Origin of the sequence: Clostridium hydrogeniformans DSM 21757 (assembly GCF_000686705.1) — a bacterium.
Lineage (GTDB): Bacteria > Bacillota > Clostridia > Clostridiales > Clostridiaceae > Clostridium_Z > Clostridium_Z hydrogeniformans.
The window spans coordinates 26,563-41,639 of record NZ_JMLJ01000014.1; the positions used below are offsets into that span (position 1 = coordinate 26,563).

At 27.7% G+C, this 15,077-nt stretch carries 23 protein-coding genes; all 23 read left to right on the top strand.

What is annotated here, in order from left to right:
- The first annotated feature begins 11 nt into the window (after nt 1-11).
- The 23 genes from BR69_RS0108945 (at nt 12) to nusB (ending at nt 15,072) form a co-directional block, all read left to right on the top strand.
- Entirely contained in the window at nt 12-1,067 is a 1,056-nt protein-coding gene (locus BR69_RS0108945; protein ID WP_027632888.1) for a hypothetical protein, read from the top strand.
- Nucleotides 1,068-1,153: 86 nt separating this feature from the next.
- Entirely contained in the window at nt 1,154-2,512 is a 1,359-nt protein-coding gene (locus BR69_RS0108950) for a GspE/PulE family protein (RefSeq protein ID WP_051623551.1), read from the top strand.
- 1 nt (nt 2,513) lies between these two features.
- Nucleotides 2,514-3,662: a type II secretion system F family protein gene (locus BR69_RS0108955; protein ID WP_027632890.1), complete on the top strand. Its 1,149-nt coding sequence runs from the start codon at nt 2,514-2,516 to the stop codon at nt 3,660-3,662.
- Between the two features lie 9 nt (nt 3,663-3,671).
- Entirely contained in the window at nt 3,672-4,121 is a 450-nt protein-coding gene (locus BR69_RS20250; RefSeq protein WP_034849620.1) for a type IV pilin protein, read from the top strand.
- Nucleotides 4,108-4,536, top strand: coding sequence for a hypothetical protein (locus BR69_RS0108965; RefSeq protein WP_027632891.1), 429 nt, complete (start codon nt 4,108-4,110; stop codon nt 4,534-4,536). The genes BR69_RS20250 and BR69_RS0108965 overlap by 14 nt, the downstream gene beginning before the upstream one ends.
- Entirely contained in the window at nt 4,529-4,951 is a 423-nt protein-coding gene (locus BR69_RS0108970) for a prepilin-type N-terminal cleavage/methylation domain-containing protein (protein ID WP_027632892.1), read from the top strand. Before BR69_RS0108965 ends, BR69_RS0108970 begins: the two co-directional genes overlap by 8 nt.
- Entirely contained in the window at nt 4,929-5,378 is a 450-nt protein-coding gene (locus BR69_RS0108975) for a hypothetical protein (protein WP_027632893.1), read from the top strand. The genes BR69_RS0108970 and BR69_RS0108975 overlap by 23 nt, the downstream gene beginning before the upstream one ends.
- Nucleotides 5,375-6,064 carry a hypothetical protein gene (locus tag BR69_RS0108980; RefSeq protein WP_027632894.1) on the top strand — a complete coding sequence of 230 codons (690 nt, stop codon included), beginning with the start codon at nt 5,375-5,377 and terminating at the stop codon, nt 6,062-6,064. The genes BR69_RS0108975 and BR69_RS0108980 overlap by 4 nt, the downstream gene beginning before the upstream one ends.
- Entirely contained in the window at nt 6,049-6,471 is a 423-nt protein-coding gene (locus BR69_RS0108985) for a hypothetical protein (RefSeq protein ID WP_027632895.1), read from the top strand. The genes BR69_RS0108980 and BR69_RS0108985 overlap by 16 nt, the downstream gene beginning before the upstream one ends.
- Before the next feature lie 9 nt (nt 6,472-6,480).
- Nucleotides 6,481-6,852, top strand: a complete 372-nt coding sequence (locus BR69_RS0108990) for a hypothetical protein (RefSeq protein WP_027632896.1) — start codon at nt 6,481-6,483, stop codon at nt 6,850-6,852.
- A 4-nt stretch (nt 6,853-6,856) separates the two neighbouring features.
- A complete protein-coding gene (locus BR69_RS0108995) occupies nt 6,857-7,354 on the top strand; it encodes a shikimate kinase (protein ID WP_027632897.1) in 498 nt (165 codons plus the stop codon).
- Nucleotides 7,355-7,596: 242 nt separating this feature from the next.
- Nucleotides 7,597-8,154 (top strand): elongation factor P, encoded by a 558-nt coding sequence (efp, locus tag BR69_RS0109000; protein ID WP_027632898.1) that lies wholly within the window; start codon nt 7,597-7,599, stop codon nt 8,152-8,154.
- 191 nt (nt 8,155-8,345) lie between these two features.
- Nucleotides 8,346-8,735, top strand: a complete 390-nt coding sequence (locus BR69_RS0109005; protein ID WP_027632899.1) for a CD1247 N-terminal domain-containing protein — start codon at nt 8,346-8,348, stop codon at nt 8,733-8,735.
- Between the two features lie 326 nt (nt 8,736-9,061).
- Entirely contained in the window at nt 9,062-9,991 is a 930-nt protein-coding gene (gene spoIIIAA, locus BR69_RS0109010) for a stage III sporulation protein AA (RefSeq protein ID WP_027632900.1), read from the top strand.
- Entirely contained in the window at nt 9,981-10,502 is a 522-nt protein-coding gene (gene spoIIIAB, locus BR69_RS0109015) for a stage III sporulation protein SpoIIIAB (RefSeq protein WP_051623552.1), read from the top strand. The genes spoIIIAA and spoIIIAB overlap by 11 nt, the downstream gene beginning before the upstream one ends.
- A gap of 25 nt (nt 10,503-10,527) precedes the next feature.
- Nucleotides 10,528-10,725: a stage III sporulation protein AC gene (gene spoIIIAC / locus BR69_RS0109020; RefSeq protein WP_027632902.1), complete on the top strand. Its 198-nt coding sequence runs from the start codon at nt 10,528-10,530 to the stop codon at nt 10,723-10,725.
- Nucleotides 10,726-10,733: 8 nt separating this feature from the next.
- Nucleotides 10,734-11,120, top strand: coding sequence for a stage III sporulation protein AD (gene spoIIIAD / locus BR69_RS0109025; RefSeq protein WP_027632903.1), 387 nt, complete (start codon nt 10,734-10,736; stop codon nt 11,118-11,120).
- A gap of 9 nt (nt 11,121-11,129) precedes the next feature.
- Entirely contained in the window at nt 11,130-12,323 is a 1,194-nt protein-coding gene (spoIIIAE, locus tag BR69_RS0109030; protein ID WP_034849623.1) for a stage III sporulation protein AE, read from the top strand.
- A 4-nt stretch (nt 12,324-12,327) separates the two neighbouring features.
- Nucleotides 12,328-12,912: a stage III sporulation protein AF gene (gene spoIIIAF, locus BR69_RS0109035; RefSeq protein WP_027632905.1), complete on the top strand. Its 585-nt coding sequence runs from the start codon at nt 12,328-12,330 to the stop codon at nt 12,910-12,912.
- Nucleotides 12,913-12,923: 11 nt separating this feature from the next.
- Entirely contained in the window at nt 12,924-13,508 is a 585-nt protein-coding gene (gene spoIIIAG, locus BR69_RS0109040) for a stage III sporulation protein AG (protein ID WP_027632906.1), read from the top strand.
- 37 nt (nt 13,509-13,545) lie between these two features.
- Nucleotides 13,546-14,055 (top strand): SpoIIIAH-like family protein, encoded by a 510-nt coding sequence (locus tag BR69_RS0109045; protein ID WP_027632907.1) that lies wholly within the window; start codon nt 13,546-13,548, stop codon nt 14,053-14,055.
- 82 nt (nt 14,056-14,137) lie between these two features.
- Nucleotides 14,138-14,521: an Asp23/Gls24 family envelope stress response protein gene (locus tag BR69_RS0109050; protein WP_027632908.1), complete on the top strand. Its 384-nt coding sequence runs from the start codon at nt 14,138-14,140 to the stop codon at nt 14,519-14,521.
- 146 nt (nt 14,522-14,667) lie between these two features.
- Nucleotides 14,668-15,072: a transcription antitermination factor NusB gene (gene nusB / locus BR69_RS0109055; protein WP_027632909.1), complete on the top strand. Its 405-nt coding sequence runs from the start codon at nt 14,668-14,670 to the stop codon at nt 15,070-15,072.
- Nucleotides 15,073-15,077: the final 5 nt, after the last annotated feature.

Here is a 15,077-nt window from a genome sequence, read left to right on the forward strand (position 1 = left end):
GAGAGAGTAAATTGAAGCAGAGGAGTAGTATGTCAATATGGATTATAGTTTTACTCTGTTTATTTTTAAGTGGATGTACTAGTAAACCTAAAGTAGAGGAAAAAGATACAAGGGATTTAATACATCTAGAAAAATATATGGTTGGAGAGGTAGTTAAGAATAAAACTAAAATTTATAATTTAAAAAATGGAATAGGAAGTTACTTAGGAGAGTGTGATAACCTTATTGATTTAAAATATAACGAATCTGAAGGTATTTATGCTAAGCTTATTTACTTAGAAACTGGAAATAACCTTAATAAAAATAAAATCCTTATAGAAAATAAAGAGGATAGGTTTGAGATTAATGATTTTTTTAGTGCCTTTGATATGAAAATTAGCCTAAAAGGATCAAAATTAGCTTATAGATATTATAAAAGTGATGATTTAAGTTCCATAAATGATTTATCTATATTTGATATTAAGGATAAGAAAAAAATGACTTTAGAAGGTAATACCATAATATCAGGAAACTTATATGAATTTTTAGATGAGGATACTTTAATTTATTATGGAATAAACCCAGAGTCTAAAGAAAGAGGGATATTTAAGTACTCTTTTTTAACTGAAAAGGAAGAGTTATTATATAAGGTAGATAAGGGGAATATTACTGGATTTAATATAGTAAACAATAAAGAATTATTTATTATAAATACCTCCAATGAGTCATCAGTTTTAGGAAAGATAGATTTAAAAGATTTAACCTATGAGAAAATAGGAGGAAATATAGAATCACTATATTCCACAATAGATGCAGGGGAGAATATCTATTATTTTCTTATAAGAGAGTCAAATAAAAAAACTTCTATTTATAAGTATGATGGAAAAAATATAAAAAAAGTAATTTATAATTTTCCAAAGAACATAAGCGAGGAATATCCATTAGTGAAAGATAAGGAAAATAATGTATATTTTATAGGATATGATAATGATAAAGACAAGAGGGATATATATAATATTAAAATGGATGGAAGTGTGAATATCATATCTTCTAAGGAAGCCCAGTATAGAGTTTTTAGAGAAAAATAAAAATATTAGCTATAAAGCTGATATTTTTATTTTTTTATGTTTAAAATGTAATATATTTGAAATAATACAAATAAAGGGGTGTGAATATGGATATAGATATTAATTTAATTAATGTGATTCCAAGAAAGTTTGTTTTAGAAAATCTTGTTATACCAGTTTCCACAAAGGGAGAGACAATAAATTTTTTATGTGGAGAAAATTTTGATGATACATTTAAAGCTTATTTGAAATTTATTTATAGAAAAGAAGTGTTTTTAACAAGAGTTAAGGATGAGAAGGTAAAAAAACTTATATTTAAATATTATGGAGATACCCATATATCCAGTGAAATTTTTAAGAAGGAAGAAGAAGATAAGGGTAGTAACTCTACCTATATAGATTTTGTAGAGAATTTAATAAAAAAGGGTATAGAAGATAATGCCAGTGACATACATATAGAACCCTTTAATAAGGAAGCAAGAATAAGGCTTAGGGTGTATGGGATTTTAGAGGAAGATAGGGTTATACCCTTAAAGGAGTATGAAGGAGTTATAAGTAGAATTAAAATCTTAAGCTCTATGGATATTGCAGAAAAAAGAAAATTCCAAGAGGGAAAAATAAGATTTTTATACAAGGATAAAAATTATGATCTAAGGACCTCAATAATTCCTACAGTAAATGGAGAAAAGGTTGTTATAAGAATTCTTAAAAAGGGCGAAGACATAAAAAACTTAGAGGATATAAACTATGGAGAAAAAGTAAATAGACCTTTAAAGAATATGCTTAAGAATCAAGGTGGGATTATACTTGTAACAGGTCCTACAGGAAGTGGAAAAACCACCTCCTTATATGCTATGTTAAATTATTTAAATGAAGGTAAGATTAATATAACTACTATAGAAGACCCAGTAGAGTATACCTTAAAAGGCGTAAATCAAGTAAATATAAATAATAGTCTAGGAATAAATTTTTCTAACTCTTTGCGTGTCACTCTTAGACAGGATCCTGACGTTATAATGGTAGGAGAAATAAGAGATGAGGAAACTGCAAAAATAGCAGTAAGAGCAGCTATAACAGGACACTTAGTATTGTCAACTCTTCACACTAATAATGCCCTAGGAGCCTTTAATAGGCTTGAAGATATGGGAGTACCTAAATACCTACTTTATGACTCTATAAAAGTTATATTATCTCAAAGATTAGTAAAAACCCTATGTCCCTATTGCAAGGAAGAAATATATTTAAAAAATGAGGAAAAAAATATATATAAGTCCTTTCAAAGCAGGGGATGTACAAAATGTAGTTTTAAAGGCATAGGGGGAAGGGTACTCTTAAGTGAGGCTATGGTTATTAATAGGAAGGATAAGTCTATGACTTTTTTAACTAATTTAGAAGAGAACATAAGGGAAAGTATAAGTAAGGGAATTATATCTAGGGAGGAAGGAATGAGGTATTTAAGTATATAAAATGGGTGTATATGAATATAAATACTTAAGTTCTACAGGAGAAAAAAAGAAGGATATATATAAGGGGACAGAAGAAGAGTTAAGAAGTAAGATTGCTAAAGATAGACTATATCTTATTAGTTTAAAGGAAAAGTCAAATAGCTATGTTTTTAGAGAGAAGTTAACTTATAAAAACATGTACATTATTTGTAAGATACTATATGTACAAATAAAAAGTGGGAATAAAATAGAAGAAGCCATAAAGAACATAAGGGATATGAATATATGTAAAAACATAAATAGAATATTTGATAATGCATATAGAAGAATTTTAGGAGGAAGTAGTATAGAGGAAGCCTTTAAGGAAGAAAAACTACCCTTAGATTTTCTTTATATGTTAAGGGTTGGAGAAGCAGGTGGTTCCTTAGAGGAGGTATTAAAGGAGCTTTCAGAGGTATATAAGTATAAATGGAAAACAAGAAAAGAGATTATAAGTAAGATAACCTATCCAATATTTATAATTTTTATGTGTAATATAATCTTTTTTATTTTTATGATAAGCATAATACCAAAATTTCAGAATTTAATCCCTAGTAATAATGATATTATAGTGAATTATATCTTTAGATTAAGCAAATTTATTATAGGCCATAAGGTAATATCCATAAGTTTAAACATAATTTTATATTTTATTATCTATAAGATCATAAAAGGAGGAGGAGCTAAAAATCTTCCACTTATAAAAACCTATGTAAATAAATATTGTATATTAATGTTTTTCAAAACCTTTACCATATTATTTAAGAGTGGGGTAAATTACTTAGATATTTTAGAGGTTTGCCAGGGAGTATCAAATAACAAGAATTTTTCCAGGGGAATAAAGAAAATAATGGACAATATAAATGAAGGATATGGACTAAGCGAGAGTTTTATATTTTCTAATGTTTTTCCAACAAGTACTATAAATATTATGGATAAAGGAGAAGAATGTGGAGAAGTAGAAAAGGCCTTAGAGCTTATATGTGGCTTATATGAAGAGGAGATCAAGGATGATTTAGATAAGGTTATAAAGCTTATGGAACCTATAATTATATTAATCATGGCATTTTTCATTGGAGTATTTTTAATTAAGGTTATAATTCCATTAATGAATAGTTTGTATAAATTTTAGGAGGGAAAATTGAAAAAGAAAGGTTTTACATTAGTAGAGCTTATGGCTGTAGTAGCTATACTTTTAATATTTTTAGCAATGATTCCTTTGGGAATTAATATAAAGAAATCTAATAGAGTAAGTCTTGAAGAGTTTACAGGAGAGGTTGTACGGTTTATAAATGAAAGTCGATATTATTGTATTAACAAAAATACATCAGGAAAGATAGCTTTAGTAAAGGATAGTAATGAACATTTTTTAAAGTTTTCATCTAACACAGAGGAGAGAATGATTCTTTATATACCAAGTAATATAAAAACAATAACCCTTCCTAATACCAATGGATATGACATAAGAATAAGCATTAACAGTGATGGAGTAATATCAGGATCAGGAGAAATCAATATTATAAATGATGAGGATAAGAGAAAAATATTAGGAATTAATAGTTATTCAAGAGGTATATATGAGAAAAATTAAGGGTTTTATTTTATTAGATTGTATAGTAGCCATAAGTATTTTTTTAATTTTATCCTTAGCTACTATAAAGGCTGTAATAAGTGATTACACAATAAGGGAGTTAAAGAAAGCTATTAGTGAAAAGGCTAGTGTGATGGAGGCTATAAAATACGAAATAAGATATAACACTTCATTAAAGGATTTAGAGCCATATTATAATAAAAAAGCTTATGTTTATAATGAGGATATTAATATTAAGGATATAAAAAATAATAGGATTATGAATTTAATTAAAAGTGAGGAAAGAAAAGAGAAGGGTGATATAAGTCTATATTTTAATAAGAAAATAGAAAATAATTTACCTATGATATTTATAGAGTATGAAATAAATATTAGGGGTTTTTTCTTAAGGGGGCAATGGATTAAAGGTGTATAAGAGAAAAGGAGCAACATTAGTGGAACTTATGGCAGCCATTGTAATTTTTATTATAATCTTATCCATGGTAAGCTCTTTTGTTATGTTCATTATAAGAATAAATAATAAATCTAAAGATATATCCTTGGAAGAAGAACTTATTAAACAAACCTTTATAGTAATTAATACTCAAATAAAAAACAATAAGGAAATTAGAATAGATAATAGCAAGATAACAATATTAAAAGAGAGCGGAGTATATGAGATTAGTTTATCAAAGCTTGGAAATTTAGTGATCAATAGGAGTAATAATAACAAGGTGGAGATTATAGGAGGGAATATTAAGGATATAAGATTTTATAAAAAAGATAATCTACTATATATTTATATAGCTTTAAGGGGAGGAAAGGAATTTGAAAGGGCTATTCCCATATAGAAAGAAAAGCTTAAGGGGCAGTGTTACAGCCTTTGTGTTTATTGTTATGATTACCATTTTTACTATGGTGATTATAAATGGAAAAATATTAATAATTGATGGCAGAAAGTCCTTAGATGAGGAGATAGTTAATATGGTTAAAGACAAAGAAATAGATATAGAAATAGAAGGACTTCAAGGGGAATTAAATAATATTATTACATTAAATAATATAAAAACAAAAGAAGAATTAAAGGAATATCTAATAAATCACGGCTTTCATAAAAAAATGAATGGATATAACATTGGATTTAATAAGGAAAAGGAAGTATTTGTTTTTAAGTTTGTAAAAAGTCAGCTTATTTATGATTTTGAAATAAATAATATTAGTAGACGGATAGATTTTTTGCTTAAATCAGGAGAAAACAAGGAGGAGGATATTACGTGAGGGGGCTAAAAATAGATTTAGGGATAAATAAAGTTTATATAAAATCTAAGAAGGAAAATTTAGAAGTAGATATAAATGATAAATTATATTTGTATAAAATCTTTAAGAATAAAATTTTATATATAAATATATTAGAAGAGGAAGTATATAATGATATAATCACCATACCTAAAACTAAAAAAAGCAATATAGATGGAATTGTTTTTAATCATATAAAAAGTAAGTTTATTAACTTTCAAGATGTGGTTTTCAATTATTCAGTGTTAGATAAAATAAATGAAGAATATAGGATACTGTACTATTGCATATATTCTAAAACCCTAAGTTCTTTAAAAGAATTTAAAGAACAGATATATATAAGAGAAGTTAGGGTTCTTCATGAATTAATATTAAAAGAATTAAGAAGGAAAGTAAGAAAAGATGCTTATTATATAATTTATTGTTATAGGGATATTTATTATATTTACTATATTTATAATGGAATTTTGTTATCTGCTTGTAATACAAGGCATAGTAAGGATATACCAGACCATATAGGATTTATAAAGAACTATATAAATAAGACTTATAGACTTAAGGCTGTAGAGGATAGGAATAACATATTTTATGGAGAAATCAATGGAAAAATAAAACTTACTAAACTAGTAAGCTTAGAGGAAAGAGAGGATTTATGGCAATATATATAAGAAAAAATTTAACTCCTCTTTGGTATAGGAAGGAAGAGGAAAAGAAGATTTTAAGAAAAATAAAAATATATATAGGAATATTAATGGTGATAAATGTAATTTTATCCCCTATTACAATAGGAAAAAGAAGTGGGTATAAGGAAGCATATAATAAAAGTAATATTATAGATACTAAAGAAGATACTACTATAGATAAAAATATAAATTATAACTTTCTATTAGAAAACCAAAAACTTAAAATTATAAATTTTGATTTTAATAAGGATAATAATTATATAACCTTATATTTTGAAAGTGTAAAAGAAGGTGATTATATGATAAAAACTATAGAAAAACAATTAAATAAAGAAATGCTAATAAATATGAAAAAACAAGAGCAAGGGTATATATATAAGGTTACTTTTTAGGAGGAGTTTATGAAAAAGCTATCTATGTATAGTTCTTTAATTTTACTTATAGTTATGATATTTATCCAATGCTATATTATAAAGAATAATGATTCCTTAAATAATACAAATACTAAGATTACTTTTAAGGAAACAAAGAAGGGTAGTATGGACATTAATAACCTAGAGGTGGAGAGTATAAATCCTACATTTATTCTAAAAGAAATAGATAAGAATAAAGATTATGTAAATTTATGCTATAATATTAAAGGTGACTTAAGAGATATAAATGAAGGAATTAAATATTTTCTAGATTTCAATGGAAGTATAGAAAAGTTAAGTGGCTCTGTAGAAGAGGAAAATAATTTTAATGGAGAAATCATAATTAGAATAAATAGGTGATTTAATGAAGAATATAATCTTAATTGGTATGAGTGGATGTGGGAAAACCACTGTAGGCAAAGCTTTAAGTGAAAAGCTAGGAATGAAATTTATAGATACTGATGAGAAAATAGAAAAGGAAGAAGGGCTTTCCACCAGTAGTATATTTAAACTAAAAGGTGAAAAATACTTTAGGGATTTAGAGAAGAGAATAATAGAAGAAAGTCATAACATAGAAAATGCAGTAATAGCCACAGGTGGAGGCATGTCCGTATTCGAAGATAATATAAATAAACTAAAGAAAATAGGATATACTATATTCCTAAGAGTTAATGAGGAAACCTTTTTAGAAAGAATATTAGAGGATAAAAAAAGGCCGCTGGCTAAGAAGGGAAGGGAATATTTAATTACCCTATATTCCTCTAGAGAAAATATATATTTAAATGCACATAAAGTAGTAGATTGTGAAAATAAAAACATAGACTTTATAGTAGATGAAATAATAAAAATCTTAGAAATATAGATAAATTATAATATAAATTCCATATTAATAATTGCAAATCTTTATTTCTTTTGATAAAATAACATTGTTCTAGATATACATATATGTTATTTTATAAACATATTTTAGGTTAATATAGCCTAAAGGTTTAAATTAATCTAAAAATATTAAATACTAAAAGAAGATAAAAGTAATCTTTGGTATTTAATTGCCTGAAAAGGTTATAATATAAATGAATTATAGATTTTTGGAGGGATACTTGAATGATATCAGCAGGAGATTTAAGAAAAGGTAATACTTTTGAATTAGATGGACAAGTGTTCACAGTAGTGGATTTCTTACATGTAAAACCAGGAAAGGGAGCTGCTTTTGTTAGAACTAAGCTTAGAAACGTTAAATCAGGAGGGGTTACAGATAGAACTTTTAACCCAACTGAAAAACTACAAGAAGCTGTTATAGAAAGAAAAGAAATGCAATACCTATATTCTGATGGAGAGTTATACTACTTCATGGATCAAGAAACTTTTGAGCAAATACCTTTAAACTTTGAAAAAGTAGAGGATGCTATAAAGTTCTTAAAAGAAAATATGTTTGCTATTATAAAGTTTTACAAAGGAGATGCTTTCTCAGTAGAAGCTCCAAACTTTGTTGAGCTTCAAATAATAGAAACAGATCCAGGATTTAAGGGTAATACAGCTACAAATACATTAAAGCCAGCTACAGTTGAAACTGGAGCAATAGTTAATGTACCTTTATTTGTAAATGAAGGAGATTCTATAAGAATAGATACAAGAACAGGGGATTACATGGAGAGAGTTTAATCTCTTATAAAGATTATTATGCTAAGTTTCTATATGGAGCTTAGCATATTTTATAAGGAATCTTAAAAAATATAAGGAATATGATAGAGTTTTGTTAAGCATTTAGTAGTATTCTAAGAAATAGTGGAAGGCAATTAATAGAAAAATATTTAAACTTAGATTCCTAATATTAAAGAAGGCAGGTTGTGATTATGAAGGAAATACATAATAGGGTTTCCTATGTTAAAGGTCTTATGGAAGGGCTAGAGATAAATAAGGATAGTAAGGAAGGTAAGATATTTACAGAAATACTTAACCTTATAGAAGAATTAGGAGTAAATATGGATAACTCCTACAGTGATCTTGAGGAATATGTAGATTCAGTAGATTCGGAACTATCTCTTATAAAAAGAGATTACTATGACTTTGATGATGCCATCGAAAACCTAGAAGAGGATATAGAAGAGGTTGAAGAAGAGTACTGTGAAGTAGAATGTAGTAATTGTAATGAGGTTATATATGTAGAGAAGAACCTTATGGAGGATGATAATAAGGTACCATGTCCTTGTTGTCAAAACAATATAATATTAAGTTCTAAATAATAAGCATCCTAGTAGTAGCTAGGGTGCTTTATTTTTTTGCAAATACAAGAAAAAGAGTTCATTGCATTTTTTTATAAGTAACTAAATAGATTTAGGAGTAAGGCTATTTCAAATATAAAGGACAGAGTTTTCAGTAGAAAAATACAAGGATAAGACCAGAGAGATATAAAAATATTTACAGCAAATAACACATAGTATATTAGAAATAGAAAAAAATGTTATTAAATATTTTTAAAAAGTAGTAATATTTTCCTCATATTTAAAATAAAAATTAGATATGAAAGGTGGTGAAGGCTAGAGTGAACTGCAAAGTTCAGGGCCAGTTTATGAATAAAAATTTTAATAATGTTTTAGAAATTTTACCCAAGGAGATTTTAGATCTTTTAAAGGATAGGGATGACCTACCCTACCTTCAGGAAATAAGATTTAGAGCTAATAAGCCGTTAACCTTTCAACTAGGAGAAAAGGAAGTTATAACATCTTATAATGTATCTTCAGAAAATCTTAAAGGTCTTATAAGGAAAATTAGTAATTTTTCAATTTATGCTTTTGAAGAAGATATAAGACAAGGTTATATAACAATTAAAGGAGGGCATAGGGTAGGGATTAGTGGAAGCTGTGTTATTGAAAATAATAAAGTAAAAACTATAAAGAATATTTCCTCCATAAACATACGTATATGTAGAGAAGTTATAGGGTGTGGGAGAAAATTAATGCCATTTATAGTTAAAGACAAATCTCTTGAAAACACTATAATAATATCTCCTCCTAAGTGTGGTAAGACTACCCTTCTAAGGGATATATGTAGGATTCTTTCCAATGGATACGAAAATATAGGGGGAAAAAAGGTAAGTTTAATTGATGAAAGAAGTGAACTAGCAGCTTCATATCTTGGTGTACCTCAATTAGATGTAGGAATAAGGACAGATGTATATGATGGATGTATTAAAAGTGAGGGAGTGATTATGGCTATAAGAGCATTATCTCCAGATATTGTAATATGTGATGAAATAGGAGTAGGAAAGGATATGGAAAGCATAGTCCTTGCTATGAATTCGGGAGTAAATGTTATAACCACAATTCATGGATATGGAGTAGAAGATTTATTTAGAAGAAAGGTATTTTTAGATCTTATAGATAATAAAGTTTTTAAAAAAGCCATAATTTTAAGTAATAGAAAAGGTATTTCCACCATAGAGTATGTTTATGATATGGAAAATAATAAAGTAGTATGGGGGGAAAAGAATGATTTTTAAGATAATAGGCTTTTCTTTAATTTTAATTGCCTGTACATTAGGTGGATTTATATATGGACAGAGCTTTTTAAAAAGAGAAGAGGAACTTAAAGATTTAGAAAGAGCCTTAGTTGATCTTGAAAATGAAATACTATACATACAAGAGCCCCTTCCTTATGCATTTTTATCCATAGGGGAAAAAAATAAAGGAAATATAAAAAATATATTTTTATTTGCATCTTCCCTACTTTCAGAAGGAGAAGTTGAGGGGGTATATGAGGCACTAGATAAAGCCTTGGAGAAGTATAATGACCTTTTATCTTTAAGTAAGGGGGATAGAAGCATACTATTAAATCTCTCTAAAAATCTAGGTGCCATAGATAGGGAAGGACATAAAAAAATTTTTTCTTTAACTAGTAGTGAATTGAAAATTAGAATAAGAGAGGCTCATGAAGAGTCACTTAAAAGCTCAAAGATGTATAGAGCTCTTGGTGTTTCCTTAGGCCTTACCATTGTTATTTTCTTAATATAATAAACTGAAATAAGGGGGAGAGTAAATGCTTGATTATAATATGCTTTTTAAAATAGGAGGAATAGGAATAGTGCTTTTAATATTAGAAAAAGTTTTAAAAAGCAGTGGAAAAGATGATGTGGCAACTATGACTAATATTGCAGGTATTGTAATTATTTTAATTATGGTAATAACTATGATTTCAAAACTTTTTGACTCTGTAAAGACCATGTTTATGTTTTAGGTGAAGTTATGGAGATACTTAAAATTGCTGGTTTTATCCTAATAGCACTATTTCTTGTAACACTTATGAAGAATGCTAAAAGAGATGACTTAGGAATTCAGATATCCATTGTGGTATCTGTTATGATACTTATATTTTTAGCTCCAAAGATTAATGGAATAATTAATTTTTTAAATAGCATGTCCATTAAGGCTAATATAGATACCATGTATCTTAATACTGTATTAAAAATAATAGGAATAGCTTATATAGCCTCCTTTTGTAGTGATATATGCAAGGATGCAGGAGCAGGAAGCTTAGCATCAAAAGTTGAGCTTTCAGGAAAGGTTTTAATTCTTGTTCTTGCAATACCTATACTTATGGCAGTATTAGATTCAATTCTTAAGATAATGTAGGTGAAAAATATGAATATAAAAAGTAAGATACTGATTTTAATAATAGTTTTTATTACACTTTTTTCAATACCGGCTTATGGTATTGAAGGAGATGGGAAAGAGGATAAGACAAAGACAGAAAACAGTAAATTAGAAGAGGATACTGAGAAAAAAATAGATGGACTTTATAATTATATAACTAATATGAAGTTTGAAGACGAGCTCTTAAATGAATTAAACCCAAAAGAATTTGTAAAAAGCTACATTAAAGATGGAGAAGGAAATATATCCATTAGCAGTTTTAAAAACGTAATAAAAAAGTTAGTGTTTAAAGAAGTAATAGCTACAACAAAACTTATGATTCTGGTTATAGTAATAGGAACTATTTGTGCATTAATTAAAAATCTTCAAAGTGCATTTAATAATGAAAGTTTATCTAATATAGCTTATTTTGCAGGTTATGCCTTGCTTATAATAGTTCTTTCTAAAAGTTTTTTATTGGCTCTAGACTTAGTAAAGACAACCATAACAGATATAACTAATTTTATGGCAGCCTTAATCCCAGTATTGTTTATGTTACTTTTATCTGTAGGAGGGATAACAGAGGCAGCTACTATGGACCCTATAGTTCTTGGAGCAGTAAATATAGCACCAAGAATATATATAGATTTTATAATACCTCTTATACTTATGGTTTTTGTTCTTCAATTTGTTAATAACATATCTAAAGATTACAAGATATCAAAGCTTGCAAAGCTTATTAAACAAGTGGTTCTAATAAGCCAAGGGGTACTTATGACTATATTTATAGGAATACTTAGTATACGGGGAATTACAGCTACAACTTTAGATGCAGTAACAGCTAAAACTGCTAAATTTGCAGTAGATAACTTTATACCTATAGTTGGAAAAGCTTTATCAGATGCAATAGCAACTGTTGCAGGTTATTCACTTATATTAAAAAATGCTTTAAGCACCATAGGGTTTATTGTATTGCTCCTTATAATATTGGTTCCAATAATTAAGATTTTTCTAATGGCTATGTTATATAAGTTAACAGGAGCATTACTAGAGCCCATAAGTGATGATCGTATAGTAAATTGTATAACTTCTGCTGGAGATTCATTAATATTAATAATGTCTTGTGTTATAAGTCTATCAGTAATGTTTTTCGTAATGATTGCCATAATGGCCTCCGCAGGAAAATTTATAATAGGAGCATAAGGGTATGAGTATATTAAAAGAGTGGATAACTAGTATTTGCGTAACTGTAATTTTTATAACAGCAGTAGAACTTATATTGCCTGATAATTCAATGAAAAAATATAGTAGATTTGTTTTAGGGTTAATCTTAATGACAGTAATAATAAATCCAATAATAAAGATTTTTACTGGAAGTAATGTAGATATGAAAAACTATTTAAACAGCTATGAAAGTGTATTAGAAGAAAAGTCCCTATCTAAAGAAGAATATAAGGAAAAAAATATAGCTACCACCCTTAAGAATTTTGAAAATAATATATCTAAATCTTGTGAAAAATTACTAAATGATAAGTATCCTAAGGATACCTTTAAAGTTGAGGTAAAAGGAGGATATAAAAAAGAGAATTTTTATATTGAAAGTATTAACATAGGTCTTGGAAAAAATAGTTCAATTAAGCCAGTGAAAAAGATTCATATAGATGCAAGCACTACCTTAGATAAAGAGAAAGAAGAGTATGGAGAGAGAGAAAAAGGGATAATTTCCTATGTAAGTAATAGCCTTAATATAAATGAGAAAAATATAACAGTATATAAAATAGAAGGTAAATAGGGGGAAAGTTTATGGATTTTAAAAAATTCCTAAAAACTTTAGAAAGCAAAGGACTAAAGAAAAATTTTTATAATATATTAATCGTATTATTGGTAGGTATACTAATTATAATTACTGGTAGCTTTTTTACATCTAAGGGTAATGCTAAGGGGGTAGCAGCTACCACAGGCAATGAAGAAGGTAAGGAGGTGGGGAATGATGAAAACCTAAGCCTATATGAGCAAACACAAAAGAATCAACTTAAATATATATTAAGTAACATAAACGGTATTGGAAAAGTAGAGGTTATGATTTCTTTTCAGGGAGGTACTGAGCGTGTTCCAGCAATGGATAGCAATAACTCTGTTAGTAAAACAGAAGAGAAAGATACCTCAGGAGGAACTAGGGTAAATACCCAAAATAACAATGGAAATAAAGTTGTTGTAACAAATAATGAACCTTTTATATTAAAAACATTGAATCCAAAGGTAACGGGAGTATTTATAGTGGCTGAGGGAGCTGAAAATAATGATCTTAAATATAAGATAACAAAAACTGTATCAGCATTATATGATATTCCAGATCATAAAGTTAATGTATATTCCATGAAAAAGTAGCATATATTTTAAAGAGAAAAGAATGGGAGGAGATTGTATGAATAAAAAGCAAGCAGGTATAATTTTAGCATTACTTGCACTAATTGTATTGGCGGGGGTATCAGCAGCTAAGCTTAATGGACCTGTAGATGGTATTGTAAAGAATGAGTGGAACATAGGTAAACCCGCAGCTAACTTAGGGGACGACAAGGCAGATGGAGATTATTTTACAAATGCAAGACTTGATAAGGATAAGAGAGATTCTAAGAAGGAACAAGACATATCAAACATATTAAACAATCAAAATTTATCTAAGGAAAAAAGAGATGAAGCAGCAACTAATCAAAAATCTCTTTCAGAAAAAAGAAGCCAAGAAAGCAGTATAGAGTTAGCTTTAAAGGGTAAAGGATTTGAGGATGTTCTATGTTTGATTCAAGATGACAAGAGTGGGGTAAATATAATAGTTAAAAACAAAGAGCAACTTGATGAAAAGCAAAGAAAACAAATTCAAGATACAGTAGTTGGTACTAGTAAAATTAAGAATGTGGAAATAGAAACAAAACAATAATTAATTGTAAAACATAAATATATTTGTTATAATAAACATAAGATTAGCAAGTTTTGCTATGCAAATGTAGGAGGGTTGTTCTATGGATGAATTAAACAGAGAAGACTATAATATAGGAATCGTTAAAATATCTGATGAGGTAATAAGCGTTATAGCCGCCATAGCAGCTTCGGAAATAAAGGGTGTTGTTGGTATGAATCCAGGCCTTACAGGTGGAATTACCCAATTATTAACTGGTAAAAAGAATAGCACAAAAGGTGTTAAGGTAACTGTAGAAGAGGAAAGTACATCCATTGAGATGGCACTTGGTGTAGATTACGGTATAAAGATTCCTGAAGTAGTTGGTTTGGTTCAAGAGAATGTTAGAAAAACTGTAGAGGCTATGACAGGTTTAAAAGTATCTAGTGTTAATATATTTGTTCAACATATAGTTGTTCAGAAAACAGCAGCTAATATTGATAAGTAACTTATAAACACCCTCTTCTAAAGAGGGTGTTTAATTGCTTTTAGAAAATTTCTAGGAAAATTAGGTATATTTTGAAATAAATTTCGTTGATAATATAGTATAATTTTATATATGAAATTTATAATACATATTTGTAGGAGGAAACCATGAATAGAAAGAGATCAAGAGAAGTAACAATGGAGCTTTTATTTGAAAATGCAATAAAAAAAGAGGAACCAATAGACCTTATAGAGAATTTTAAAGAGAATACAGAGTATAATATAAACGATTTGGATATGGTATATATAAATAGGATTGTTTATGGAGTAAATAAAAATATAAAGGAAATAGATGAAAATATAGAAAAATACCTAGTTAATTGGAAGATACAAAGAATTTCTAAAGTAAATCTTTCTATATTAAGACTTTGTACATATGAAATATTATTTGAAGAAGATATACCTTTTAAAGTAGCTATAAATGAAGGAGTAGAACTTGCAAAAAAATATTCTGATGAGGCCTCTATTAAGTTTATTAATGGAGTTCTTGATAAAATAGCAAAAAATAATTAAAGGGA